This is a genomic window from Curvibacter cyanobacteriorum, from assembly GCF_028649475.1.
Taxonomy (GTDB): Bacteria; Pseudomonadota; Gammaproteobacteria; order Burkholderiales; family Burkholderiaceae_C; genus Curvibacter; species Curvibacter cyanobacteriorum.
This window is the reverse complement of the sequence record NZ_JAQSIP010000002.1, coordinates 567,414-593,383: the sequence shown is the minus strand read 5'-3', so window position 1 is coordinate 593,383 and position 25,970 is coordinate 567,414. Positions and strand designations below refer to the sequence as shown.

Annotated in this window: 21 protein-coding genes, 3 tRNA genes and 2 riboswitches; of the genes, 10 read left to right on the top strand and 14 right to left on the bottom strand. The window is 66.3% G+C overall.

What is annotated here, in order from left to right; genetic code table 11:
- Positions 1-337 precede the first annotated feature (337 nt).
- Positions 338-2,737 (top strand): PAS domain-containing protein, encoded by a 2,400-nt coding sequence (locus PSQ40_RS06190; protein WP_273949727.1) that lies wholly within the window; start codon positions 338-340, stop codon positions 2,735-2,737.
- Positions 2,738-2,755: 18 nt separating this feature from the next.
- On the opposite strand, the gene thiD is transcribed toward PSQ40_RS06190, so the two are convergent.
- Positions 2,756-3,610 carry a bifunctional hydroxymethylpyrimidine kinase/phosphomethylpyrimidine kinase gene (gene thiD, locus PSQ40_RS06185; protein ID WP_273949725.1) on the bottom strand — a complete coding sequence of 285 codons (855 nt, stop codon included), beginning with the start codon at positions 3,608-3,610 and terminating at the stop codon, positions 2,756-2,758.
- Positions 3,611-3,753: 143 nt separating this feature from the next.
- Positions 3,754-3,870, top strand: a riboswitch (TPP riboswitch).
- 119 nt (positions 3,871-3,989) lie between these two features.
- Between thiD and PSQ40_RS06180 the strand changes: the two genes are divergently transcribed.
- The 7 genes from PSQ40_RS06180 to PSQ40_RS06150 all read left to right on the top strand — a co-directional run bounded on the left by PSQ40_RS06180 (position 3,990) and on the right by PSQ40_RS06150 (position 10,209).
- Positions 3,990-5,102 (top strand): FAD-dependent oxidoreductase, encoded by a 1,113-nt coding sequence (locus PSQ40_RS06180; RefSeq protein ID WP_273949934.1) that lies wholly within the window; start codon positions 3,990-3,992, stop codon positions 5,100-5,102.
- A 182-nt stretch (positions 5,103-5,284) separates the two neighbouring features.
- The gene (gene thiS, locus PSQ40_RS06175; RefSeq protein WP_273949723.1) at positions 5,285-5,488 is read left to right on the top strand and encodes a sulfur carrier protein ThiS; all 204 of its coding nucleotides are present in this window, start codon (positions 5,285-5,287) and stop codon (positions 5,486-5,488) included.
- A gap of 5 nt (positions 5,489-5,493) precedes the next feature.
- Entirely contained in the window at positions 5,494-6,372 is an 879-nt protein-coding gene (locus PSQ40_RS06170; protein ID WP_273949721.1) for a thiazole synthase, read from the top strand.
- A gap of 131 nt (positions 6,373-6,503) precedes the next feature.
- Complete coding sequence (locus tag PSQ40_RS06165) at positions 6,504-7,460, top strand: thiamine phosphate synthase (RefSeq protein ID WP_273949719.1); 957 nt, start codon at positions 6,504-6,506, stop codon at positions 7,458-7,460.
- A gap of 66 nt (positions 7,461-7,526) precedes the next feature.
- A riboswitch (TPP riboswitch) is annotated at positions 7,527-7,627 on the top strand.
- A gap of 72 nt (positions 7,628-7,699) precedes the next feature.
- Entirely contained in the window at positions 7,700-9,943 is a 2,244-nt protein-coding gene (locus PSQ40_RS06160) for a TonB-dependent siderophore receptor (RefSeq protein ID WP_273949717.1), read from the top strand.
- Between the two features lie 42 nt (positions 9,944-9,985).
- Positions 9,986-10,061: transfer RNA gene (locus tag PSQ40_RS06155), tRNA-Asn, on the top strand.
- 72 nt (positions 10,062-10,133) lie between these two features.
- Positions 10,134-10,209 (top strand) — tRNA-Asn (locus tag PSQ40_RS06150).
- A gap of 170 nt (positions 10,210-10,379) precedes the next feature.
- Here the strand turns inward: PSQ40_RS06150 and PSQ40_RS06145 are convergent.
- Positions 10,380-10,880 carry a hypothetical protein gene (locus PSQ40_RS06145; RefSeq protein ID WP_273949715.1) on the bottom strand — a complete coding sequence of 167 codons (501 nt, stop codon included), beginning with the start codon at positions 10,878-10,880 and terminating at the stop codon, positions 10,380-10,382.
- A gap of 106 nt (positions 10,881-10,986) precedes the next feature.
- Complete coding sequence (locus PSQ40_RS06140) at positions 10,987-11,805, bottom strand: hypothetical protein (protein WP_273949713.1); 819 nt, start codon at positions 11,803-11,805, stop codon at positions 10,987-10,989.
- Between the two features lie 304 nt (positions 11,806-12,109).
- Here PSQ40_RS06140 and PSQ40_RS06135 point away from each other — a divergent pair, with 304 nt between their 5' ends.
- Complete coding sequence (locus PSQ40_RS06135; RefSeq protein WP_273949711.1) at positions 12,110-12,688, top strand: DUF2242 domain-containing protein; 579 nt, start codon at positions 12,110-12,112, stop codon at positions 12,686-12,688.
- 234 nt (positions 12,689-12,922) lie between these two features.
- On the opposite strand, the gene PSQ40_RS06130 is transcribed toward PSQ40_RS06135, so the two are convergent.
- Both PSQ40_RS06130 and PSQ40_RS06125 read right to left on the bottom strand, forming a co-directional pair.
- Complete coding sequence (locus tag PSQ40_RS06130) at positions 12,923-16,720, bottom strand: PAS domain S-box protein (protein WP_273949709.1); 3,798 nt, start codon at positions 16,718-16,720, stop codon at positions 12,923-12,925.
- A gap of 213 nt (positions 16,721-16,933) precedes the next feature.
- Positions 16,934-18,253, bottom strand: coding sequence for a diguanylate cyclase domain-containing protein (locus tag PSQ40_RS06125; RefSeq protein WP_273949707.1), 1,320 nt, complete (start codon positions 18,251-18,253; stop codon positions 16,934-16,936).
- A 263-nt stretch (positions 18,254-18,516) separates the two neighbouring features.
- Here PSQ40_RS06125 and PSQ40_RS06120 point away from each other — a divergent pair, with 263 nt between their 5' ends.
- A complete protein-coding gene (locus PSQ40_RS06120; protein WP_273949705.1) occupies positions 18,517-19,272 on the top strand; it encodes a fused MFS/spermidine synthase in 756 nt (251 codons plus the stop codon).
- Between the two features lie 195 nt (positions 19,273-19,467).
- Here PSQ40_RS06120 and PSQ40_RS06115 read toward each other — a convergent pair.
- From PSQ40_RS06115 to iscR, 9 genes are all read right to left on the bottom strand, one after another.
- Positions 19,468-19,542: transfer RNA gene (locus PSQ40_RS06115), tRNA-Val, on the bottom strand.
- A gap of 110 nt (positions 19,543-19,652) precedes the next feature.
- On the bottom strand, positions 19,653-20,363 hold the full coding sequence (gene dnaQ / locus PSQ40_RS06110; RefSeq protein ID WP_273949702.1) for a DNA polymerase III subunit epsilon: 711 nt from the start codon (positions 20,361-20,363) through the stop codon (positions 19,653-19,655).
- On the bottom strand, positions 20,363-20,701 hold the full coding sequence (gene fdx / locus PSQ40_RS06105) for an ISC system 2Fe-2S type ferredoxin (RefSeq protein ID WP_273949700.1): 339 nt from the start codon (positions 20,699-20,701) through the stop codon (positions 20,363-20,365). The genes dnaQ and fdx overlap by 1 nt, the downstream gene beginning before the upstream one ends.
- 33 nt (positions 20,702-20,734) lie before the next feature.
- Complete coding sequence (gene hscA, locus PSQ40_RS06100; RefSeq protein WP_273949698.1) at positions 20,735-22,597, bottom strand: Fe-S protein assembly chaperone HscA; 1,863 nt, start codon at positions 22,595-22,597, stop codon at positions 20,735-20,737.
- A gap of 38 nt (positions 22,598-22,635) precedes the next feature.
- A complete protein-coding gene (gene hscB, locus PSQ40_RS06095; protein WP_273949696.1) occupies positions 22,636-23,154 on the bottom strand; it encodes a Fe-S protein assembly co-chaperone HscB in 519 nt (172 codons plus the stop codon).
- An 87-nt stretch (positions 23,155-23,241) separates the two neighbouring features.
- On the bottom strand, positions 23,242-23,565 hold the full coding sequence (gene iscA / locus PSQ40_RS06090) for an iron-sulfur cluster assembly protein IscA (protein WP_273949695.1): 324 nt from the start codon (positions 23,563-23,565) through the stop codon (positions 23,242-23,244).
- Between the two features lie 2 nt (positions 23,566-23,567).
- The gene (gene iscU, locus PSQ40_RS06085; protein WP_273949694.1) at positions 23,568-23,954 is read right to left on the bottom strand and encodes a Fe-S cluster assembly scaffold IscU; all 387 of its coding nucleotides are present in this window, start codon (positions 23,952-23,954) and stop codon (positions 23,568-23,570) included.
- A gap of 33 nt (positions 23,955-23,987) precedes the next feature.
- Complete coding sequence (locus tag PSQ40_RS06080; protein WP_273949691.1) at positions 23,988-25,208, bottom strand: IscS subfamily cysteine desulfurase; 1,221 nt, start codon at positions 25,206-25,208, stop codon at positions 23,988-23,990.
- An 82-nt stretch (positions 25,209-25,290) separates the two neighbouring features.
- A complete protein-coding gene (gene iscR, locus PSQ40_RS06075) occupies positions 25,291-25,827 on the bottom strand; it encodes a Fe-S cluster assembly transcriptional regulator IscR (protein WP_273949689.1) in 537 nt (178 codons plus the stop codon).
- Between the last annotated feature and the right edge of the window lie 143 nt (positions 25,828-25,970).

Here is a 25,970-nt window from a genome sequence, read left to right as displayed (position 1 = left end):
TCGGCTTCATTGGCCCCTTGCGCAGGCCCGCGCTGGCGGCTGACCACCAGCCCTCCGCCACACCACCCCGCCCCCGGCAAAACACCAAGCGGCAGGCGCCATCGCCTGAGACGCCTCCACGCACAGTCCATGCCCCCGAGCCTGCCGCTGGGTGACTGGCGCCAGCACAGCGCTGGTCAAAACGTCAATGTCAAAAGGTCGCAACACGCAAATAAATAACAAATAAATCATTTTTATTGGATTAAAAATAATTAAATGGCGATAATTTCATTTTTAACTTCCACCTCAGCGCCCGAAGGCCGCCCCAACGCGAGGACGGTCCGGCCCACGCCCCGCCATGCGCCACCTCATTCCCGCCAAGCTACGACCGATGCTGCTCAATGGCGCATCGGCGTTGTTGCTGGGCGGGTTCACCCTGGCCTGTTTTCAATTGCTGGACGATGCCCGCCTGGTCGACCAGGCCCAGCCACCGGCCTACACCCCACAGGACAAGGCTTCCGACCTGATGCTGCCGTCGCTGTTCGTGACCGAGGCTTACCTGCTGTGTTTTGAACTCGGCGCCGCCACCGACCCGGCCACCCAGCAGCGCCTCAAAGAGCAACTGGGCAAGTTGCGCAGCCACTACGAGCAAAGCTACCAGTACTGGGCGCAATCGCAGGCGCAGCGCCTGCAGCCGGTCACCACCCTGCTGAACCTGTCGCACCAAAGCGCCCAACAGCTCAATCGACTGGCCCTGGGGCCTTTCAGTGACGCGGTCCAACAAGGGCGGCGGGCCGAGCAGCAACAGCTGATGGCCGACCTGACGGTGCTGTTCGAACAGCACCGCCGCGAACTCAACGAGGCCGTGCAAGCGGTGCGCAACGCCGAGCAAAACGGCCAGGACACGCTGGCCACCTACATCAAGCAGCAGCGCTTCTGGGCCGGGGTCGAGCTGATGATCGCGTCGGTGCTGTCGGTGCTGCTGGCCCATGCCCTGCAACACCGGCTGTTGAAACCCCTGGCGCGGCGGCTCTGGCCGCCAGCGCGCGCCGCAGCGCGAGAGGGTGCCGGGGCCGCGCTGGAGGCGAGCACGGCGTTCGTGGCGCGGCCCACCGTCGCCCGCAGCGCCCCCGTGCCGTATGAGCCCGCACCCGGTGCCGTCGCACCGCCCGAGGGCCCGGCAGCGACCGCCCTGGCCACGCACGGCGCACAGTCCCCTGGCGACTGGCTGGAAGGCCTGGACCTGATCGTGGTGGGCCTGGACGGCGAAGGGCGGGTGCTGCTGTTCAACCGCGCTGCCGAGCGCTTCAGCGGCTTCCAACGCCACGAGGCGCTGGGTCAGCGCTGGATGGACCTGAGTGCCCGATTGAACCCGGCCCGCCACCCCACCGCCCCCGCCACCCAGCTGGGCGACGGCGCCGGGGACACCGCCATCTACGAACTGACCGACCTGCGCGGGGCCCGGCGCCGCGTCGTCTGGCGCAGCAGCGCCCTGCAGGTCCCCGGCCAGAGTGACGCAGCCCACCCGGGGCTGGTGCAGATCAACATCGGCATCGACTTGCTGTCCGCGCCTGACAGTGAACTGCCAAGCTGTGCGCCGCCCTCACCCGCCAGCGACGCCCCCAGTGGCGTGGCCCCCGTCACCCCCTTGCAAGCCCTGGATCAGGCCCTGCGGGGCCCCTTGAACACCGTGCTGGGCATGAGTGCGCTGGCCTTGCGCGCCGTCAGCGAGGCGCAGCGCCAGCATTACCTTCAGCGCACCCAATTGGCCGGGCAGCGGATGGCCGACGCGCTGGAGGACGCCATGGACCGGGTGCTGATCGAGCACGCCAGCCTCGCGCTGCAGACGCGCCCTTTCTGCTTGCTGGACATGCTGGACGATCTGCTGACCTCGACCGTCGAGCAAGCCGACGAGCAAGGGCTGCAACTGCGTCCGCTGGTGCCCGAGACGGTCACCACCGCCCTGGTGGGTGACCCAGCGCGGCTGGTCGAGGTGCTGAGCCAATTGGTGGACAACAGCCTGCGCAGCCAGGCCCCAGGCGATGTGCAGATCCAGGTCAAGACCTTGCACGAAACCGAGCTGACGGTGACGCTGCAGTTTGAGGTCATCGACCACGCCAGCGGCCAGGACGGGGGCCGGGTCAACGCGCTGCTGAGCCTGCCCGAGCAACCCCAGCCGCTGGCCCCCGCCCCGGGTGAGCCGCTCTACACCACCCAGCACCTGGTGGCCTTGATGCAGGGTCAGTTGTGGGTGTCACGCGGCGCCCAGCAGGAGCGCCGCTTTGGCTTCAGCGCGGTGTTTGGCCGCGCCTCGGTGCCCCAGGTTCAGCGGCTCACCAGCTCCATCACGCTGCGGCCCAGCCGGGTCCTGGTGCTGGACGCCGACCCGGACGCGGGCGAGATCCTGGCCCAGCTCATGGGGGCCTGGCAGATGAGTGTGCAGTGCTGCCAGCAACAAGGCCCGGCCTGGAAGGCCCTGAAGGAAGCGCGCCAGCAAGGGCAGCCTTTCCAGACCCTGGTGATCCACCTGCCCCCCGACGACGCCGGCACCCTGGACTGGTTGGTGCGCTTGCAGGACCAGACCGAACTCAGCGCCGGCCTCAACGTGATCGCGGTCAGCCACGGCCACCCCAGCCCGAGGCTGGCGGCCGCACAGGCCCAGGGCCTGCGGATCGGGGCCGTGCTGAGCAAGCCGATCCGCCAACACATGCTGTTGAGCACACTTCGGCAGTTGCCGCCCGCCGTCCCCGAGGCCTGAGCCGGGCCAGCGTCTGGCTCAGGCCAGGACCCTGAGGCCGTGGTTCAACGGCCCGTGCCCCCGCCCGATCTGCACCCCGGCGCCCGCCTCGATGGCGCGCAGGATGAAGGCGCGCGCCTGGGTCACGGCCTGCGCCATCGGCAGGCCTTCGGCCAGGCCGCAGGCCAGCGCGGCCGACAGGGTGCAGCCCGTGCCGTGGGTGTTGTGGCTGGCGATGCGCGGACTGGCCAGTCGCAGGCACTGGCCATCTCGGGCCAGCCAGAAATCAACCACCTCGTCGCCCGGCAAATGCCCGCCCTTGAGCAACACCGAAGGCGCGCCCAAGGCCAGCAGGGCCTGGGCTGCGGCCTCCAGCTCCTGGGCCGCGCGGATGGGCCGCCCGAGCAGGGCCTCGGCCTCGTCGAGGTTGGGGGTGATGACACTGGCGCGCGGAAACAATTCGGCCACCAGGGCCCGCGCCGTGTCGTCGCCCATCAGGCGGTGACCGCTGGTGGAGATCATCACCGGGTCCACCACCAGGTGGCGCCAGCGGAACTGGTCAAACGCCCGCGCCACCGTGTGCACCGCCTCGGCACTGGGCAGCATGCCGGTCTTGACCGCGTCAACCCCGATGTCTTGCGTCACCGCGTCGATCTCGGCCCGCAAATGGGCCACCGGCACCGGGTGCACGGCCTGAACGCCCACCGTGTTCTGCGCCGTCAAGGCCGTGATCGCGCTCATGCCGTGGCAACCGAGGGCGAGCATGGTTTTCAGGTCGGCCTGGATGCCCGCACCGCCGCCGCTGTCGGAGCCTGCGATGCTGAGCACCCGCAGGTAACGGCCGGGCACAGCAGGGGAAGCGAGGGCGGAGGCGGGCATCGGTGGGTTGGGCATGGCAGCAGGGCAGAACGGGACGACACAAGCAGGGGGCGAACCACAGGGCGGCGCGGAGGGCCCGCCAGTGGTTCGTCGGCCGGCGCGATTATGGCGCCGACCTGGGCCCAGGGTCACCGGCTTTGTGCTGTAATCGCGGCTTGCGGATGAAACAGGGGTGCCTGTCTGGCGATCGGAAACCGATCACTCGACTGGGCTGAGAAAGACCCTCATGACCCGATCCAGATCATGCTGGCGTGGGAAGTTTCAATCAACGACGCGTGGCCTCGTTTCGTCCTGCTCCGGCATTCCCTGGAAAGGACACCCTGACGTGCAGCCCTCTGTCGACCTCAACGCCGCCCCGCCCCTGGGCGCCCCCGCGCGGGCGCTGCCCCCCGACCTGACCCCGCCGCTGGGCCCCCACACCCGTGAAGTCGCCGTGCTCGGCGCCGGTCTGATGGGCCGCCTGATGGCCTGGACCCTGGCGCGCGCCGGCCTGCCCGTGAGCCTGTACGAAGCCGGTGGCCCCCAGGCCGAAGGGGCCGCCGCACGCGTGGCCGCGGCCATGCTGGCCCCGCTGGCCGAATCCGCCGTGGCCGACCTGTCGGTGGTGCGCATGGGCCAGTACGCCCTGGGCCGCTGGCCCGAGTTGCTGGCCGGCTTGAGCCAGCCGGTGTTTTTTCAGCGCGAGGGCACGCTGATCGTCTGGCACCGCCAGGACCGCCAGGAAGCCCAGCGCTTTGAACACTGGCTGCAAGGCACCTCACGCCAGGAGCCCAGCCTGCCCAGCGCCCGCCCCCTGGACGCCGACCACCTGGCGGCCCTTGAACCCGCGCTGGCCGGGCGCTTCAGCCAGGGCCTGTACCTGCCCGACGAAGGGCAGCTGGACAACCGCGCCCTGCTCGACGCCCTGCTGCACGGCTTGAGCGAGGTGGGCGTGGACCTGCATTGGCACAGCCCGCAAACCCTGGACAGCCTGGCCAGCGACCCTCAGCGCTGCGTGCTGGACTGCCGGGGCATCGGCGCCCGCGAACATTGGCCCGGCCTGCGCGCGGTGCGCGGCGAGGTGGTGCGCCTGCACGCGCCCGACGTGCCGCTGAGCCGCCCGACCCGGCTGATCCACCCCCGCTACCCGATCTACATCGCGCCCAAGCCCGGCCATGTGTTCGTGGTGGGCGCCACCGAGATCGAAACCGAGGACTTCAGCCCGGTCAGCGTGCGCTCAACCCTCGAGTTGCTCAGCGCCGCCTACACGGTGCACCCGGGCTTCGCCGAGGCGCGCATCCTGGAGCTCAATAGCCAATGCCGCCCCACCCTGCCCGACCACCAGCCCGCGCTGTGCCAGCGGGGGCCCAATGTGCTGCAGATCAACGGCCTGTACCGCCATGGTTTCATGATCGCGCCGGCCCTGCTCGACGTCGCCTGCGCCTGGCTGCAGCACGGCGACACCTCGCTGGCGCAGCGCCTGGGCGTGCCCCTGGGCCAAGCCCCTGCGTTGGCGATGAGCCACTGAGCCCCGGTGCACCGGTGCCAACCCGCACGGCTCGCCGAGGCCTCACAGCCCCGCCTGCCCACCACCTCGCCCAGTCCCCCACTGCTCACTTCCCGTGCCAGCCGATCCACCGCCTTGAACGCCGCACCGCTGACCAGCCCCACCGTTCATTCCTTGTTGCCCCAGCCGAAGACCCCTCCCCCATGCAGATCCAGGTCCTGATCAACCAACGCCCGCTGCCGCTGCCACCCGCCACCCGGCTTGCCGACGCCCTGGCCCAGCAGGGCTTCGTGCCCCCCTACGCGGTGGCGGTGAACACCGAGTTCGTGCCCCGCAGCGCCTACGCGCAAACCGTGCTGCAGCACGGTGACCAGATTGAAGTCATTGCCCCAGTCACCGGAGGTTGAAGCCCATGCACCCCACCCAACACCTCGCCCACCACCCCGCCCACCCCTCGGCGCCCGCCACGCCCGACGTATCGCAGGCCCCCCCCAGCGACCGCCTGTGCCTGTACGGTCAGCACTTTGACAGCCGCCTGATGCTGGGCACCGCCCGCTACCCGTCGCCCGCCACCTTGCGGGCCGCCGTGCAAGTGGCGCGGCCCGCCATGCTGACCGCCTCTTTGCGTCGCCAAAGCGCCCCCGCCGGTGGCAGCGGCGCGCCCCAGGACAACACCTTCTGGGCCCTGCTGCAAGAACTGGGGGTGCCCGTGCTGCCCAACACCGCGGGTTGCCACAGCGCCCAGGAAGCCCTGGCCACGGCCCACATGGCGCGCGAGGTGTTCAACACCGACTGGCTCAAACTCGAACTGATTGGCGACGACTACACCCTGCAGCCCGACACCTTGAACCTGGTCGCGGTGGCCGACCGGCTGATCCGTGAGGGTTTCAAGGTGCTGCCCTATTGCACCGACGACCTGGTGCTGTGCCAGCGCCTGGTCGATGTGGGCTGTCAGGCCGTCATGCCCTGGGCCGCCCCCATCGGCACGGGCAAGGGCCCCATCAACCCCTACGCGCTGCAGACCCTGCGGGATCGGCTCGAGGTGCCCCTGATCGTGGACGCCGGCCTGGGCCGGCCCTCCCACGCCTGCACCGTGATGGAGTGGGGCTTCGATGCCGTGCTGCTGAACACCGCCGTGGCCCTGTCGCCGCAACCCGTGGCGATGGCCGAGGCCTTCGCCCGCGCGGTGCAGGCCGGCCGCCAGGCCCACCTGGCCGGGGTGATGGAAGAACAAACCAGCGCCCAGCCCAGCACCCCGGTGTTGGGCACCCCGTTCTGGCACCACGCGTGACGCCACAGTCCCCCCCAAGCCCCGAGAAGGCGTCCCCCTTGGCTTGATTCCGCCGATTCACACCAGCCGCCAAAGGCCGCCACCGGCCCGGTTCGCCCGGGTCGCCTTAGCCCCCTTCAGCCCCAACCGCCATGCCAATGCCCCCCGCTTCAACCCCCAGCCTGGCCCCTGCCGACACCACCGCACTGGCCCAGGCGCTGGTGGCGATCCATGCCGACCGCTTCGGCCCCGCATCCACCCTGCCCGACACGGCGCCCCCCGGGCCCCTCACCTACCAGGCCGCCTGGCGGGCCTGTCGGGCGCTGGGCTTCATCGAACGCGATGCCGATTGCCTGGCACAGGCCTGGCAACGGCAAGCCGAGCGCACCGGCCAGCCCGAGACGCTGGCCTGGCCCGAGCAGCCTGAGGACTTCGGGCTGGGCCGGTCGCACGACCCCAGCCGGGCCTTTGCGGACTGCCCGCGCGACCTGGGCCTCTATGTGGTGGCGCCCAGCGCCGACTGGATCGCGCGCCTGGCCGATCTGGGGGTGCCGACGCTGCAACTGCGCTTCAAGTCGAACGATCCGCAAGCCATCCGCCAAGAGGTGCGGGCGGCCTTGCAAGCCGTGCGCGGTCGTGACTGCCGCTTGTTCATCAACGACCACTGGCAGATCGCGCTCGAGGAAGGTGCCTGGGGCGTGCACCTGGGCCAGGAGGACCTCGAGGGCCTGGACCTGAGCCCGCTGCGCCAGGCCGGACTGCGCCTGGGCGTCAGCACCCACGGCTACGCCGAAATGGTGGTGGCCGATCAGGTGCAGCCCAGTTACATCGCCATGGGGGCGGTGTTCCCCACCACGCTGAAGGCCATGGCCACCGCCCCCCAGGGGGTGGCACGCCTGCGGGCCTACGCCCAACTGCTGAACCGCATGCCCCGGCCCTATCCGCTGGTGGCGATTGGTGGCATCGACCGCGAGCGCCTGCCCGCGGTGCTCGGCAGCGGGGTGGGCAGCGTCGCGGTGGTGCGCGCGGTGCTGGGCGCCCCCGACCCGAAAGCAGAAATCGAAGCCTTCCAGACCGCCCTGAAACACCGCGCGCCGCGGCCGGCCTGAGGTCACGCCTGGAAAGGCACTTCACCATCGGATTACAATTCCGTCATCTCGCGGTCACACCGATCGCGAGGCCGCTAGGGGTGTCCGGGCTGCCAGGCCTGGGCTGAGAAAGTCCCTTTGAACCTGATTGAGATCATCCTCGCGCAGGGAAGCATGGTGAAACGTTGACCGGGCTGAGCCTCAGCCATTGAACCGGTCCGTGCGCCGATCTTTCCTGCCCCCAAGGAAAGAAACACACCATGCGTCATCACCTTCCAAGCCACCTGCGCTTGCGCCCCGCCTCGGCCACCGGCCTGGCCGTGTCCCTGTTGCTGCTCAACCCCGCCTGGGGCCAATCGGGCCCGGCCGAGAAAACCCTCTCGGCGGTGCAAGTCAGTGACCGCACCGCGGCCCCCACCGCCGATGTGACCGGCTTCGGCGACGTGCCGGCCCGCGAAGTGCCCATCTCGACCACCGTGATCGACCGCGCTGAACTGGACCGCCTCGGGGCCCGCCGCCTGGCAGACCTGACCCAGCTCGATGCCTCGGTCACCGATGGCTACAACGCCCCCGGCTATTGGGACACCCTCAACATCCGCGGCTACACCCTCAACCAGAACTACAACTACCGCCGCGAAGGCCTGCCGATCAGCGCCGAGACCGTGATCCCGCTCGACAACAAAGAGCGCATCGAAATCCTCAAGGGCACCAGCGGCCTGCAAGCGGGCACCAGCTCGCCGGGCGGTCTGGTCAACTACGTCGTCAAGCGCCCCACCGAAACCCCGCTGCGCCAGGTCACGCTGAGCACCGGCGAACGTGGCAGCCGCCTGCTGGCACTGGACCTTGGCGGCCGCAGTGACAACAAGGTGCTGGGTTACCGCCTGAACATCGCGCACGAGGACATGCGCCCGCTGATCAACAACACCAACGGCCACCGCGATCTGTTCGCCTTCGCTGGCGACGCACGCCTGAGCCGCGACACCCTGCTGTCGGCCGAGCTGGAATGGAGCCAGCAAACCCAGGCCAGCGTGCCCGGCCAGAGCCTGCTGGGCAACCAGTTGCCCAGCGCCGGTGACCCCAACATCAACCTCAACAACCAGCCCTGGTCCAAGCCCAACGAATTCCGGGGGCTGACGGGCAGCATCAAGCTCGACCAGGCCATCAACAGCCAGTGGAGCTGGCAAGCCGTGTACGGCGCCCAGCGCCTGAAGACCAACGACCGCCTGGCCTACCCCTTCGGCTGCTACGACGCCGCCAGTGGCGCCTACTACGCCGACCGCTACTGCCCCAGCAGCGCCACCGGCAAAGCCGGCGTCGGCCTGGCCGACATCTACCAGTTCGAAAGCAACAACGAACGCCGCCGCCAACAGGCGCTGCAATGGCGCCTGCAAGGCAACACCGTGGTGGCGGGCATCCCGCACCAGGTCAGCACCGGCCTGCTGCGCAGCGTGCTGAACAATCGACTGGACTTCCAGGCCGACGGCTCGGCCGCCGTGGGCCAGGCCACCACCGATGGCCTGACCGTCATCCCGGCCCCCAACCCGCCGCTCGCCTTCAACAGCCCCAACACCAACCGCGACGAATACAACACCGAGTTGTTCGTGCAAGACGTGGCCCGCTGGACCCCGCGCCTGAGCAGCTGGATGGGCCTGCGCCACACCCGACTGGACCGCCACAGCGTGCAGAACACCGGCGCCCGCGAAACCCGCTACCGCCAGAGCTTCACCAGCCCCTGGCTGGGCCTGAGCTACGACCTCGGTCAACAGATGTCGGTCTACGGCAGTTGGGGCCGAGGCGTCGAGTCCAGCGTGGTGCCCAACCGCGCCTACTACGCCAACGCCGGCACCGGCATCCCGGCCGCCGAAAGCACCCAAAAGGAAGTGGGCCTGAAGCACGCCAGCGCTGACCTCAGCTGGCAGCTGGCGTATTTCGACATCCGCCGCCCGGCCCTGTACGAAAGCCAGATCACCAACGCCACCCAGGTGGCCCAGCTGTGCCCGAGCAGCCTCAGCGACTGCCGCAGCCAGACCTTCAGTGGCGACGCCCACCACCGCGGCCTGGAAGCCTCGGCCAGCAGCACCCTGGGCCCCTGGCGCCTGAACGGCAGCGCGCTGCTGCTGCGTGCTGTGCGCAACAGCCCCGACGCCACACTCAATGGCCTGGCCCCGACCAATGTGCCCAAGCAAGTGCTGCGGGCCCATGCGGAGTACCGCATCGCCCAGGTGCCCGGTCTCAGCGTCGGTGGCGGCCTGACCCACGAAGGCAGCCGCAAGGTGGTGAGCACCAGCAGCGAGCAGATCGACCTGCCGGCCTGGACCCGCTTTGACGCCCAGCTGCGCCTGCTGCAAAAGCAAGGCGAGGCCGGCAGCACGGTCTGGCAGCTCAGCATCGACAACCTGTTCAACCGCCGCTACTGGCGCGAGTCGCCGACCAGCTATGGTCACGTCTACCTGTACCCCGGTGCTGCAAGAAATTGGCGTTTGACGATGAAAACCAGCTTCTGACTTTCCAGACCGCATTTTTTGTGTATATAATCTAAGTCTTGTTCCTCGATAGCTCAGTCGGTAGAGCGCCGGACTGTTAATCCGTAGGTCCCTGGTTCGAGCCCAGGTCGAGGAGCCAAGTTTTAAAATTTAATTTCCAGAAGTTTCTGGCCCCTGCACTGCAGCAGGTCAGGTCTTCAGGTACCGACATTCCTCGATAGCTCAGTCGGTAGAGCGCCGGACTGTTAATCCGTAGGTCCCTGGTTCGAGCCCAGGTCGAGGAGCCACTTGAAAGCCCTGCAAACACCTTGTTTGCGGGGCTTTTTCTTTGCCCGCGCTCAACTGCACTCGCAGCCAAACCAGTCTTCCACAAAGCACAGCCCGCTGGGCAGAACTACCCTGCCGCCCTCAAGCCGACCTGCCCGCAGGACGCGCGACACCTGCGAGTCGACCTCGCTCATGGCCGGGGGAACGCCTCCATGTAACGTAGGCACCCAAGAAACAACAACGCACTGCAAGCACCATAGATGAACAGGATCACGCCATTGACTGGCCAAGCCCAAGCCGCAGCACTGACCGATGGCCAGACCACGAAACCGAGGGCTCCCACGATCAGGCAAGCCGGCTGAGCCATCCAGGCTCGAAGGCGCCAGCGTCCCAACACAAACAAGCCAATCAGGGACAGCGCAATCGCCAGTGGCACCAGACTGCTGAACAGAGCCCGCCCGGAATGCGAAAACAGCACCTGCATCAACGCCATGCTGAGGATGCATCCTGGGATGGCTATCAAAATGCTGCGCCGCCCGGGACGACGAATCGGAAGCCTCTCCCCATTGTCAGCGCCTTGAGTATCGCCCTGCGCCCCAGTTTTGCGCTCACGAAGAGCCAATCGACAAGCCACCACAAGGCCGATCAAAGCGACCACGCCAACGCCGAACACGGCCGTTTTCAAATGCATTGCACCACTCCGTCCCCATGCTTGCGGATAGCCGGTGGTAATCGATCGCCACCTCAATCTCCACGCAAAGAACTTGTAATTTTTGGCAGAACCTCAGGTCAGCCATTCACTTGAGCAACTTGGGGTCGTCAGGGTGGTCTTTCCCATTTTTGAGTGCGGCACGCCCTTCGTTGATCAACTGCCTGGCTTCCTCCCCCTTCTGTTCGAGGAGGCGTCCCGCTTGACTTGTCAACTCGTCGAATGATTCACCAATCGCCTCGCCAGCGGTTTGAGCGACCTGTGCCGTTGCGTCGTAGGCTTGGATGGCCTTTTGCTTCGCTGCCTGCGCAGCATCAGCCAAAATGTCGACCGTCTGACGCGTGACATCGGACAGCGTCTTGCCAAACAACTCCGCCCGACTGGCCACATACACCTTCAGATCTTTGAGAACGGGTGAACTGAACAGGGATTTGGCCGTGTTGATCACAAAGGCGATCAGAGACCGGATCAATTCCACACCAATCCCCAAACCCTTGGCCAGGGTATCCAAGACGCTACTGCGCTCAGCGTCGCTCAGTGCATTCCAACCATAGAGGATCGCCCCCACCGCACCGCAAGTCATCGCGATCGGGTTGCTGATGGTGGCTGCCGTCGCCACGGTACCCAGGGCGGCGAAGGTGTTACCCAACAGACACTGCCCGACGGCAATGATCGTGACCGATGAGAGATAGCCCAAGCCAAATCCAAACTTGGCAGCCTCCAACACCTGACCCGTGGTTGAAATGGTCTTGTTGGCTGAAGACTGCATGTCCTCAATGTGACGATCAATGAAGTCATTGATGTTGGAGCCCATACCGTACAAGGCACTGACCGCACTGGCGATCAAACTGATCGGAGACGGGATGCCGGAAAAAGTTGCGGCGGAAGCCAATGCACTGACAGACACATACACCTCGCTGAATTGAATTAATTGAACCCTACCGATTCATCTTATCAATCCCATGCGGGTGCCTGCGGCCCAGCCCTCCAGTCGTGAATGCCTCCCCCGAGCTCGGCGCTATTGCAAGCGCATCAGAGACACCTCTCACTCCATCGCTGACGACCCCACTTCACCAGAACGACAAGAGACACAGCAATAATGCCGCTTGGCTGACAGCCTGCCCTGGGCTTGTCATCACGGCTTTGTCTCACTCGCTTTCATGATCACGTTGTCGCTCCCCTTATGCCACCGGGCCCGCTCCGCTTTGACAGTGCTGGCCGTCAGTTTGGCCCTGTCCGGCTGCGGTCTGTGGCCGCGCTCGCCGAGCGCCCACGGGCCCTCGGCTTACCAAAATGAGCAGTTCCAAGCCAACGAGAATTTCTCGCGCCTGTTCGATGGCCCGTCGGACACGGCCTGCGAGGCGGCGCGGCGTGCCTTGCTGAGCCAAGGCTATGTGATCACCGGCAACCGGCCCTCGGGCATCAATGGGCAGAAGAGCTTTCAGCCCGACGGCGACACCCATCTGGAGATCAACTTCACCATCGTCTGCGTGCCCGATGGGCGCGACAGCCGAATCTCCACCACCTACGTGACGGCCCAGCAGGACCGCTACACCGTCAAGAAAAGCAGCAACTCGACCAGCGTCGGGGTGAGTGCGATTGGTTCGATCTCGCTGCCGCTGTCGTCAAGCCAGGACTCGATGGTCAAGGTGGCATCGGAAACCATTTTGTCGGCCTCGTTCTATGACCGCTTCTTTGCCTTGGTGGCACAGCAACTCAAGGACCTGCGCGATAACGACCTGAACAGCAGCGCCGGCGCGACTCCGGGCGCGACCAGCGCCAGCCGCTGACCCGAACCCGAGCCCCGGCCCCGGCCCGGCGACGGCGGCGCCGCACTGCGCCGCTAGCGCGCCCCACCCCTGCGCCGTGGCGCACCGGAGCCCATTGGGGGATGCCTTCGCAGGGCACCACGCAGAAAACTCGCAGAAAACACGCTCAACACACGCTCAGCACACGCCCGGTCACCCGCGCAAGCCCTCTCGCGCAGAGCCAGCGCACGCGGAGGCCCATGCAGCCTGCCCACCTCAGCCCGGAGGCGGTGGCGGTGGGGAGGGCCGCGTGCGTTCATCGGCCGGGGGCTCACGCCCTGGCAACACCACCTCCGAGCCCGCGCTGACGATGGGGGCCACGCGGGGCAGTTGAAGGACAAAGCAAGTGCCCTGCCCCAGCACGCTTTCGACCCGCAGTTCGCCGCCCAGCACCCGGGTGACCAGGGTCTGGCAGATGGCCAAGCCCAGCCCCGTGCCGCCGCGCCCCAGCTTGGTGGTGTAGAAGGCGTCGAAGATGCGGCGCAGCGCTTCGGGCTCGATGCCCCGGCCGTGGTCGCGCACTTCGATCACCACGCGCTCGGGCTCGGGGCAGTGGGCGCTGATGTCCACCACCCCGCCTTTGACGCCCTCATAGGCATGCAGCATGGCGTTGGTCATGAGGTTGACCAGCACCTGGCCCAAGGGGCCAGGGTAGCTGTCCATCGAAACCGCCTGCGACACCTCGGCACGCACCTGTACGTCGTGGGTGCGCATCAAGGGGCGGTGCATTTGCAAGATCTCGCGCACGGTTTCGCCAAGGTCGAAGACCCGCCTTTGCAGGCTGGTCTGGTCGGCTGCCACCTGCTTGAAGGTGGCGATCAGTTCGGAGGCCCGGCTGAGGTTCTTGACCAGCATGCCCACCGCGTCACGGGTCTGCTCCACATGCTCGTTCAAGGCGCTGCGGGTCAGGCCTTGCACCGCCTGGCGGGCAAAGCCGTCCACCTCAGAGCGCAGCGTGGTGGCGACCAGCACGCTGTTGCCAATCGGGGTGTTGAGCTCGTGCGCCACGCCAGCCACCATGCGCCCCAGTGCCGCATGCTTCTCGGACCGCAACAACTCCTCTTGCGCACTGTTCAGCGAGGCCAGCGCCGCTTTAAGCTCTTGATTGGCCTCGGTCAGCGCCTGGGTGCGCTGGGCCACCGACTGCTCCAGCAAGTGGTTCATCTGCTCGATCTGGCGCTGCGCACGGCGCTGGTCACTGACATCAACGATGCCAAACAGGTGCACCTCTTCGCCATTGATCTCCAGCGAGCGCCCCGAGGCCACGCACTGCAGCACCTGGCCATCCGCTCGACGCAGGTCGACTTCCCAGTGATCAACCCCGCCATCGCGCCGCATGCGCTCGTACAGCACCGAGCGATCAGCGGGGTCGGCAAACAAGCCAAAGTCCCACGAGGCGTAACCCAGGACATCGGCCTCCCGGTAGCCAAACAGGCGCAACCAGGCCTCGTTCACCGAGCGGTAAATGCCTTGGTGGTCGATCATCGCCAGCGCCGCGGGGGAATGCTGGAACATCACCGACAAACGCTGTTCGCTGGCCTGCAGGACGGCACGGGCCCGCTTTTCTTCGGTGATATTGCGGTTGATGCCCAGCAGCCCTTCAAGCTCGCCGCGCTCATCAAACAAAGGCACCTTGACGCTGTGGAACGCGGTGGGCTGCCCGCTGGGCCCGCACAACTCGATGTCGGGCTGGATCAGGGGCTTGCGGTGGTCATACACCCAACGGTCGTCGGCCAGGGAGCGGTTGCGGTCGACCGCTGCCACATCGGCGGTGTGGCGCAGGGTCAAGGCCTCCTTGGTGCTGCACATGAAATCGGCCATCGCCTGGTTCACCATCACGTAACGGGACTCGGTGTCCTTGGCGAAGATGCACATGGGCAGCGCATCGATCACGCGCTCGAGCAGGCGGCGGTTGGAGCGCAATTCTTCTTCGACCCGCTTGCGCTCGGTGATGTCCACCAGCTGGCTCATCCAGGCCGGCTGGCCATGCCAAGTCACTGGCAGCATCGACGCCAGCACGGTGCGTGATTCACCACGGGCCGTCAGGATCACCAACTCGGCGCTTTCCACACGCCCCTCCCGCAGCAAGGTGGCCAGCACCGCCTCGCGGGCTTGCGGGTCCTGGTGCAGGTTGAGCTCGCGGATGCTGTGCCGAATCAGGTACTCGCGCTCCATGCCCAGCAGCTCGCAAAATGCGTCATTGCAGGCCAGGGTCAGGTTCTGTCCATCGAGGGTGAAGATGCGCGCCGGGGTCGGGCTGTCAAGGAACACCGACTCAAAGCTCTGCTGCATCTGGCGCAAGGCATCGGCGGCGCGGCGGCGCTCGGTCAGGTCCACCGTCATGGCGACCACGCGCTGCTCGCCACTGCGCTCGACCAGGCTGAACAGGGAGCAGAGCACCGACCGCTCTTCCCCATCGGGGCGCACAAAGGTCAGCTCGAAGGGCGTCACCGCCTCGCCGGCCACCGCCTGCTGCCAGCCAGCGGTCCAGCGCGGATCCTCGCCCTGGGGCCAGAGCAGTTGGGGCAGACGCTGCCCCAGCGCCACCTCGGCCGACCAGGCCGTCAGCTGCTCGGTGGCACGGTTCCAGTAAAGCACCCGTCCATCGGGGGCAAACTGCTGCACCGCCACCGCCGGGGTGTTGTCCAGCATCGCCTGCAGGCGGGCCTCGCTGGCCACCAGGGCGCGCTGGGCCTGCTCGACCTCGGTGATGTTCTGCCAGACGCCAATCATGCGCAGGCCAGCATGGCCATCGGCCCGCACCTGGGCCCGCACCGAGGCCCATTGCAAGACGCCCTGCGCGTCGTGGTAACGGTACTGGGCGCTCAGATGGCCGTGCTGCCAGGCCGCCTCGATGTCGCCCGACACCCGCGCGCGGTCGTCGGGGTGCACCACGTCGAGGTAACGCGACCAGGTCCACTGCCCTGGCCCATCGGGGCGCTCGGCCTCGGTGCCCCAGCGCAGCACTTCGGCATCGCGCTCCAGCTCCCAGTAGATGAGGCCGGCCAGGTCCACCGCCAGGCTCAGGCGCTGCCGGCTCTCGATCATGGCCTGGGTGGACTGGTGCTGGGTGGTGACATCGCGCAGCAAGCCAAACCAGCCATCGACCTCGCCGTTGGGCAGGCGGTCTGGCACCAGTTGGATCTGCCAGACCCGCTGACGGCCATCGGCCTCGCGCTGCACGGTTTCGTAGCGAACCTCCTGACCCGCCAAGACCTGGGCGATGTAGGGGCGCGCCTCGTCGGCCACTTGGGGCGTCCACAGCTCGTCCAGAGAACGTCCGATGCACTCATCGGCGCGGCGCTTCATCACCGCCAGGTAGCGGGCATTGAGCCAGCGGCAGCGCAGGTCGCGCCCCCAGTGGGACATCAGCCCGGGCACATTGTTGGCAATCAGCTCAAAGTGCTGGTTCTTGGCCAACTGGGCCTGACGGGCCTCGCGCAGGCCTTGCAGTTGCCGGTCACTCTCGCGGAACACCAGGTACAACAAGGTGGTGCACAGGCCGAACACCAGCACCAGCCCGACCAACACCCGCTGCGGTTGGTCGACCACCCGCTGGGCCTGCACCCAATCGTTGAAGAACAGCTCCATGCCCATCAGCGAGGCCAGCGCGGTCAGCATCAACGCCACCATCCAGCGCCGGCCCAGGAACCACCCCGCCAGCGCCCCGATGGTGATGTAGGCGCCCACCACGATCGAGCGCGCGCCGCCGGTCAATACCGTGATCCAGCCAATCCAGACCACCGCGCCGATCAGCAACACCAGAGCGGCCGCATAGGGCTGTTTGAGTCGATGCAGGAGCAGGCTGATCGCGCCCGCCAACACCGCGCAGCCCGAGCCCAGCCACGCCTGCAAAGGCGTCATGCCGGCGTTCAGGTGGCTGGCAATCACCAGCGCGGCCGCCACCATGGTGACCCAGGCCAGGGACCTCAGGTAGCCATGTTTGCGCGCCACCAACACGGCAGAAATATCAGCTCGGACGTCCGAGAAATCAGGGTTTTCGACAGCAGCCATGTGGGTTCCCAGAGCAGGCCAGCCTCCAGACCAGGGCCAGGGGCCCGGTCACGGGCGCCCCGACAGCCCCCGCCAGATGGGCCTTCGTCGCATGATAGCCGCGACCCTTTATCCGAGGCTACCGACCGGTCGGCGCGCCCATCGCCCCCCATGCCATGGGGCACGCCCCCACTTGGTCTGCCGACGGCGCGGTCGCGCACCGCAACCAGTGGGTCACGCCGCCACTTCGGCGTAGCGAACCATGCCTTTGCCGGCGCGCTTGGCCTCGTACATGGCCTGATCGGCACACCCGACCAGTTCATCCACCGTGCCTTCCACCTGCGGGTAGACCGCCACCCCCACACTGACGCCCAGGCGCACTGGGCCTTGCGGCAGCACAAAGGGGTCGTCGAAGGCCGCCAGGATGCGGGAAAGCACCTGTTGCACCACCGCATCAGACACCGCGTTGTCCAGCAGCACCACGAACTCATCACCGCCCAGTCGCGCCACCGTGTCGGTCTGCCGCACCGCGCTGGCCAGGCGGCGGGCCACCCACTGCAGCACCTCATCGCCGGCGCGGTGGCCGTGCAGGTCGTTGACGAGCTTGAACCCATCGAGGTCCAAAAACAGCAGCGCCACCTGCCCACCCTGGGGGCTGCCACGGACGCGGCTCAAGGACTGATCCACCTGGGCCATCAAGGCGCCCCGGTTGATGAGGCCGGTCAGCGTGTCGAAGCGGGCCAGGTCGCGCAGGCGCTGGGTTGATTCGACCAACTCGGTCACGTCCTCGATCTGCGCCATGATGGACACCGTGCGCCCCTGCGCGTCGAGCAGGGCCGAATTGAACCAGACGCCATGAAACAGCGAGCCATCGGGGTGCCGGTGCGTGGCCTCGACGCGGTTTTGCAGTTCCTGCCCCGCCTGTAAACGGCGCAGGGCCTCCGCCAGTGGCCCGGCCGGGGTTTCCAAACCGGGCAAGTCCAGCACGCTGCGCCCCGCGTGCTGCTCCACGCGCCAGCCAAACCACTGCTGCCCCCGGCTGGAAACATGCACCAGCGCCAGATCGGCATCCATTTCCACCACCGCCAGGGGGCTGTTGTCCATGTGGGCACGCAAGCGCTGGTGGGCATCGCGCAGTGCTTCGTTGGTGCTTTGCAGTTCGTGCACGGGCAAGGCGGACGAGATCAGGCCCTGCAACTCACCGCGCTCGCTGAACCAGGGCACCAAACTGATGGTGTGCCACACCGAGCGCCCCCCCGGCTCCTGAACCAGGCGCTGGTAAGTGACTTTTTCGCCCGTAAAAGCACGTTCCAGGTGGGGGCGAAAGGCCGCTGCGGCCACCGCACCATACAGATCAGGCAAGCGGCGACCGATCAACTCGTGGCCCGGCACCCCGAACCAGCGCGCGAAACTGGCATTGACGTACACCACCCGCAAGCCACGGTCGACCACCGCCACCGTGGCCCCTTGCAGTTGGCCCAGCACCGCCAGCAGCGCCGAGTCGGTCAGCACCGGCAGCGGTCCATCACAAGCCTCAGCGTCGAACAAGATCATGGTGCACAGGCCCTCGCGGCTCAGGGGGGTGCCGACCACGGCCGCAGGCCCGCCCCGGCACCGGAAAATTCAGCGGTTAATTGTGTCAAAGTGCCAGATTAGCTAAATTTTGTTACATCCACCAGTCCTTTGAGGCTCGCCCTTGGGGATGGACCACGGCGCCAGCCCGCCAGCACGCGCCAGATGCCCTACATTGAGGGCCCTGCCACCGGCCCGCTGTGCATGACCGGACCGGCCTCCCCCGCCCCCACCTGAGTCGCTGCATGAACGAAGCCCCACCCCTGCGCCTGCACATCAAGCCCTATGTCAGCAGCGCCGCGAAAACCAAGTCGCTGCACTTCTCGACCCTGGCCGTGCAAAGCACCATGAGCCGTGCCGACCCCGACGCGCTCGTGCTGAGCTACACCCGCACGATGATGGGCTTTCTGCTGTTCAAGCCCCAACCGGGCTCGATCATCAGCATCGGGCTGGGCGGTGGATCGGTGCCCAAGTTCTGCCACCGCTACCTGCCGCACACGCGGCAGTTGGTGGTGGAGATCAACCCCCATGTGATGGCCCTGCGCGAGGAGTTTCAGATTCCACCCGACAGCGATCGTTTTGAGGTGCGGCTTGGGGACGGTGCCCAGTTCATCCAGACGGCCGACGAGAGCTGCGACGTCCTGTTGCTGGACGGCTACCAGTCGCTGGAGATGCCGGCCCAATTGTGCTCAGAGGCCTTCTACCAGGGCTGCCACCGCTGCCTGCGGGAGGACGGCATCCTGGTGGCCAACCTGCACGCCTACCACCCCGACTACGCGCAGTACCTGGCGCGGCTGGCCGAGGTGTTCGATCAATCGATGCTGGTGGTGCGCGAGTCCGGCGGCACCAACAGCACGGTGTTCGCCTTCAAGGGCCCGCTGCCCACCCTGCCCTCGCCCTTCCAACAAGCACGGCCCCCCAGCCTGGAGGACAAAGCCTGGCGCCAACTGTCACTGGCGTTTGAGCGGGTGTACCGGGCCCGGCGCGCCTTGATGGGCTGAGCTGGCCGGTTCCTGCCCCCAACGGGGGACGCTGACGCGTTGATTGGGCACTCCGGTCGATCCGACCCCGGTTGGCGGACGCCCTGGAGGCGGTGGGCGGCGAGAAGCGCGCGACATGGATGGCATCGCGTCACACCACCCGTCGAGCGCCGAAAACGAGAAAGCCCGTGAACTTTTGTTCACGGGCTTCAAGATTGGTGGGCGATACATGGATCGAACATGTGACCCCTGCAGTGTGAATGCAGTGCTCTACCGCTGAGCTAATCGCCCTGATGCTGTGATTTGTCAGCCCTAACTTGCCTGCTTGACTGACTGATTTGTCTGTCTTGCTGCTTGTTCAGTGCTTCACTGCGTCAAGAACTCTATTATGGCACAGTTTTTTAGCTGTTTGCAAGAGTTCGCCAAATTGTTTTGCCTGAACTCGATTTATCGAGCTGCTTGAGCACCTCCTCGTGGGCCGACAGCTCCTGCTCGCTGGCCCGCAACACCGGCAGCGCCAAGCCGCGCAGGTCAATGCTCTCCACCTGCTGCGTCTGCTCCTCGTCGCCCGTGGGCTCCATCAGCAAGGCGTCCTGCCCCCGCGTCATGTAGATGTAGACATCGGCCAGCAGTTCGGCATCGAGCAAAGCGCCGTGCAAGGTGCGGCCCGAGTTGTCGACGCCCAACCGGTCGCACAAAGCGTCCAGCGAGTTGCGCTTGCCCGGGAACATTTCCTTGGCCATGACCAGGGTGTCGGTCACACTGGCCACCACGGTGGTCAGCGGCGGGCGGCCCAGCAGTTCGAGCTCCTTGTTGAGGAAGCCCATGTCGAAGGCCGCGTTGTGGATGATCAGCTCGGCGCCCGCCACGTAGTCCAGGAACTCGTCGACCACCTCGGCAAACTTGGGCTTGTCACGCAGAAACTCATTGCTGATCCCGTGCACCTTGAGCGCATCTTCATGGCTGTCACGCTCGGGGTTCAGGTAATGGTGCAGGTTGTGGCCCGTCAACTTGCGGTTGAGCATCTCCACACAACCGATTTCGATGATGCGGTCACCGTTCTCGGCCGACAGGCCGGTGGTTTCGGTGTCGAGGATGATCTGGCGCGACATCAGTGGTTCTCTTTGGCGTGGTTGATGGAGTACTTGGGGATCTCCACGGTGAGGTTGTCACGCGCCACGATGGCCTGGCAGCTCAGGCGCGATTGGGGCTCCAGCCCCCAGGCGCGGTCGAGCAGGTCTTCTTCGACCTCTTCAGGCTCGTTGAGCGAGTTGAAGCCCTCACGCACGATGACGTGGCAGGTGGTGCAGGCGCAGCTCATGTCGCAGGCGTGCTCGATGTGGATGCCGTTGTCCAGCAGGGCTTCGCAGATGTTGGTGCCGGTGGCCACCTTCAGCTCAGCGCCTTGGGGGCAGTACTCGGGATGGGGCAGGATTTTGATGACGGGCATGGCGTGGGGTGATCGGTGTCGTGGGTCTGGCAATCACAGGCTGTCGAGCTGACGCCCGGCCAGCGCCTGTTGAATGCCTCGGTTCATGCGGCTGGCCGCAAAGGCTTCGGTGCCCTTGGCCAGCGCTTCGGTGGCGGCTTCGATGGTCTTGGCATCGGTCAGGTCCTTGGCGGCCAGGGCGGCGTCGATCAGCGTGTCGATCGCGGCGCGCTCATCGGCCGCGAGCAGGTCGCCATCGGCCTGCAGGGCGCTGCGCGTGGCCAGCACCATGCGGTCCACCTCGAGGCGTGCCTCGGCCAGTGCGCGCGCCTGCATGTCCTGCTGCGCGGTGCTGAAGCTGTCTTGCAGCATGCGGGCGATCTGGTCGTCCGACAGGCCGTATGAGGGCTTGACCTCGATGGCGGCCTCGACGCCGCTGAGCATTTCTTTGGCGGCCACCTGCAGCAGGCCATCGGCATCGACCGTGAAGGTGACGCGGATGCGGGCCGCCCCAGCGGCCATCGGCGGGATGCCACGCAGCTCAAAACGGGCCAGGCTGCGGCAGTCGGCCACCAGGTCGCGCTCGCCCTGCACCACGTGCAGCGCCAGGGCGGTCTGGCCGTCCTGGTAAGTGGTGAAGTCCTGCGCCATGGCGGTGGGAATGGTCTGGTTGCGCGGCACGATGCGCTCGACCAGACCGCCCATGGTCTCGATGCCCAGCGACAGCGGGATCACATCGAGCAGCAGCAGGTCCCCGGCGCTGTCATTGCCCGCCAACTGGTTGGCCTGGATGGCCGCACCCAGGGCCACCACTTCGTCGGGATTCAGGTTGTTCAGGGGCGGCTTGCCAAAGAATTGGGCGACCGCGGCCTGCACCTGCGGCATGCGGGTGGAGCCACCCACCATCACCACGCCCTGGATCTCGTCGCGCTCCAGCCGGGCATCGCGCAAGGCCTTGCGCACGGCCGCCAGGGTGCGGGCGGTCAGCTCGGCCGTGGCGGCGTCAAAGTCGGCCCGGCGCACGGCTTGGCGCAGGGGGCCGCTGCTGAGCTCGGCCACGAAGTCCACGCTGTCGTGATCGGTGAGGGCTTCCTTGCAGCGCCGCGCAGCGACCCGCAGGCGGGCCAGGTCCGACGCCTCGGTGGCCTGCAGACCGGCCTGCTGCTGCACCCAGGCCACCAAGGCCTGGTCGTAGTCGTCCCCGCCCAGCGCCGAGTCCCCGCCAGTGGCGATGACCTCGAACACCCCGCGGGTGAGGCGCAGGATGGAAATATCGAAGGTGCCGCCCCCCAGGTCATACACCGCGTAGATGCCTTCGCTGGCATTGTCCAGACCATAGGCGATGGCGGCGGCGGTGGGCTCGTTGATCAGGCGCAGCAGCTTGATGCCGGCCAGCTGGGCCGCGTCCTTGGTGGCCTGGCGTTGGGCATCGTCAAAGTAGGCGGGCACCGTGATGACCGCACCATACAGGTCGTCGTTGAAGGTGTCTTCGGCACGGTAGCGCAGGGTGGCCAGGATCTCGGCGCTGATCTCGACCGGCGACTTCACGCCCGCCACGGTGTGCAGGCTCAGCATGCCCGGGCCTTCGGCCGCCTCGAAGTGGTACGGCAGGCGCGCGGCGTCCTTCAGGTCATTGAGGCCCCGGCCCATGAAACGCTTGACGGACACGATGGTGTTCTGCGGGTCTTCGCTCTGGGCCGGCAAGGCGTCAAAACCAATCTGGCGCCCGCCGCCGGCGAGGTAGCGCACAGCCGACGGCAAAATGACACGCCCTTGGTCATCGGGCAGGCACTCGGCCACGCCGCTGCGCACCGCGGCCACCAGCGAGTGCGTGGTGCCCAGGTCGATGCCCACAGCGATGCGGCGTTGGTGGGGATCAGGCGACTGACCGGGCTCGGAAATCTGAAGAAGCGCCATGTTTGTTGTTTGAGTCGGTTTTGAAATAAGGCAATGCCTTATTGTCCCAGTTGATCCTGACGGGATTCGATGTCGCGCATAAAGCGCTCAATGAACATGAGGGCTCTGACCTCCCGGGCCGCGGCAGCGGCGTCGCCCGCCCCGTCCAGCGCCTGCTGGCAACGCGCCAGCAGCGCACGGCGCTCGGCCATGACTTCGTCTTCCAGCGACTGCAGCGCGGCCAGGGTGTCGGCCTCGTCCAGCGATTCGCGCCAGCTCATTTGCTGCATCAGGAATGCCGCGGGCATGGCGGTGTTGTTCTCAGCCTGGATCGGCGCCCCGCGCATTTCACACAGGTAGGCCGCGCGGCGCAGCGGGTCCTTGAGGCGCTGGTACGCCTCATTGATGCGCACCGACCATTGCATGGCCACGCGCTGGGCCGCGGCGCCCTGGGCGGCAAAGCGATCGGGGTGGACCTCGCGCTGCAGCTCTTTCCAGCGCAGGTCCAGCGCGGCACGGTCTTGCTCAAAGCGTTCGGGCACGCCGAACAACTCAAAGTCGTTGGATTGAAGGTTCATGGCACTCAGTAAAAAACCGCCAGCACATCCGTGAAGGCGGTTCTTGCAACAATCAGGCAACGGCGCAGCGGCCGTTGCAGCGGGGTCTCAGACCCGGAAGCTCTCTCCACAACCGCAGCGATCGCGCTCGTTGGGGTTGTTGAAGCGGAAGCCCTCGTTGAGGCCTTCGCGCACGAAGTCGAGCTCGGTGCCGTCGATGTAGGCCAGGCTCTTGGGGTCGATCAGGACCTTCACGCCGTGACCTTCAAACACCACGTCCTCGGGGGCGACTTCGTCCACGTATTCGAGCTTGTAGGCCAGACCGGAGCAGCCCGTGGTTTTGACCCCGAGGCGCACACCGACGCCCTTGCCACGCTTGGTCAGGTAACGGGTCACATGCCGGGCTGCGGCTTCAGTGAGAGAGACTGCCATGGTCAGTTTGCGTGCTTTTGCCGGTAGTCGTTCACGGCCGCCTTGATGGCGTCTTCGGCCAGGATCGAGCAGTGAATCTTCACCGGCGGCAGGGCCAGTTCTTCGGCGATCTCGCTGTTCTTCAGGGCGGCGGCTTCGTCCAGGGTCTTGCCCTTGACCCACTCGGTGACGAGCGAGCTGGAGGCGATGGCCGAACCACAGCCATAGGTCTTGAAGCGTGCGTCTTCGATCACGCCGGTTTGCGGGTTGACCTTGATCTGCAGCTTCATGACGTCGCCGCAGGCCGGAGCGCCCACCATGCCGGTGCCCACCGAGTCGTCGCCCTTGTCAAAAGAGCCCACATTGCGGGGGTTTTCGTAGTGGTCCACCACTTTTTCAGAATAAGCCATTGCAAGTCCTTCAATCGGTTGGGTCGGTCGCGCTCAGTGCGCGGCCCACTGGATGGTGCTCATGTCAACGCCATCCTTGTACATCTCCCACAGCGGGCTCAACTCGCGCAAACGGGCGACATTTTCGCGGATGGTGGAGATGGCGTAGTCAATTTCTTCTTCGGTCGTGAAACGGCCGATGGTCATGCGCAGGCTGCTGTGGGCCAGCTCGTCGCTGCGGCCCAGGGCGCGCAGCACATAGCTGGGCTCGAGGCTGGCCGAGGTGCAAGCCGAACCCGACGACACCGCCAGGCCCTTGATGCCCATGATCAGGGATTCGCCTTCCACAAAGTTGAAGCTCATGTTGAGGTTCTGCGGCACGCGGCGCTCCAGGCTGCCGTTGATGAACACCTGTTCGATGTCCTTCAGGCCATTGAGCAGGCGCTGTTGCAGCGCATGGGCCTTGGCGTTGCCTTCGGCCATCTCGGCCTTGGCGATGCGGAAGGCCTCGCCCATGCCCACGATCTGGTGCGTCGGCAGGGTGCCCGAGCGCATGCCGCGCTCATGACCGCCGCCGTGGATCTGGGCTTCCAGGCGCACGCGCGGCTTGCGGCGCACGTACAGCGCGCCCACGCCCTTGGGGCCGTAGGTCTTGTGGGCGGTCATGCTCATGAGGTCGACCGGCAGCGTGTGCATGTCGATCTCCACCCGACCCGTGGCCTGGGCGGCGTCAACGTGCAACAGGATGCCCTTTTCACGGCACAGCGCACCGATCGCGGGGATGTCCTGGATGACGCCGATTTCGTTGTTCACGAACAGGATGCTGACCAGGATGGTGTCCGGGCGCAGCGCGGCCTTGAGGGCCTCGAAGTTGACCAGACCGTCTTCCTGCACATCGAGGTAGGTGACGTCAAAGCCCTGACGCTCGAGCTCGCGCATGGTGTCCAGCACGGCCTTGTGTTCGGTCTTGAGCGTGATCAGGTGCTTGCCCTTGCCCTTGTAGAACTGGGCGGCTCCCTTGAGGGCCAGGTTGATGGACTCGGTGGCGCCACTGGTCCAGACGATCTCACGCGGGTCGGCACCGATCAGGTCCGCCACCTGAACGCGGGCCTTTTCGATCGCTTCTTCAGCGGCCCAGCCCCAGGCGTGGCTGCGCGAGGCGGCGTTGCCGAATTGCTCACGCAGCCAGGGGATCATGGCGTCGACCACGCGCGGGTCCACCGGCGTGGTGGCGCCGTAGTCAAGGTAAATCGGGAAATGAGGGGTCATGTCCATGGCTGGCTCAATCAAAACTGGCTTGGCGAAATAGCATTGGGCTGCAGGGCCGCCGGCAGCGGGCCCCGAGGCCGGATCGGGATCAGGATTTGGCGAACACGTTGCCCAGTGCAAACACCGAGTTGGGCGCGTTCACGCGGATCGGCTTGACCACCGGGGTGCTGGAGATGGCACGGCGCATGACGGGCTTGTCTTCGACTTGCACGCCCTTGGCAATCTGCTCCTCGACCAGCTTTTGCAGTGTGACCGAGTCCAGGAACTCGACCATGCGTTGGTTCAACGCCGACCACAGTTCGTGCGTCATGCAGCGACCGGCGTCGCCCATGCAGTTCTCCTTGCCGCCGCAGTGCGTGGCGTCGATCGGCTCGTCCACCGACACAATGATGTCAGCGACGGTGATGTCGGCCGCCTTGCGACCCAGGGTGTAACCCCCACCGGGACCCCGGGTGGATTCCACCAGTTCATGGCGGCGCAGCTTGCCGAACAGCTGCTCCAGGTAGGACAGCGAAATCTGCTGGCGCTGACTGATCGCCGCCAGGGTGACCGGGCCGTTGTTTTGGCGCAGGGCCAGGTCGATCATCGCGGTGACCGCAAAGCGGCCTTTGGTAGTGAGACGCATATCAAGCTCCTTCATCAGGCTTGGTTTGTTCAAATGACTCGCCGCTTTGTGGCCAGCAAGCCCCGTCCCCACCCTTTCCGGTTACTGGAACCGGCCCTTCATCGTGTTGGGTTGTTGACTATTTGCGTCAAGTATAACACACA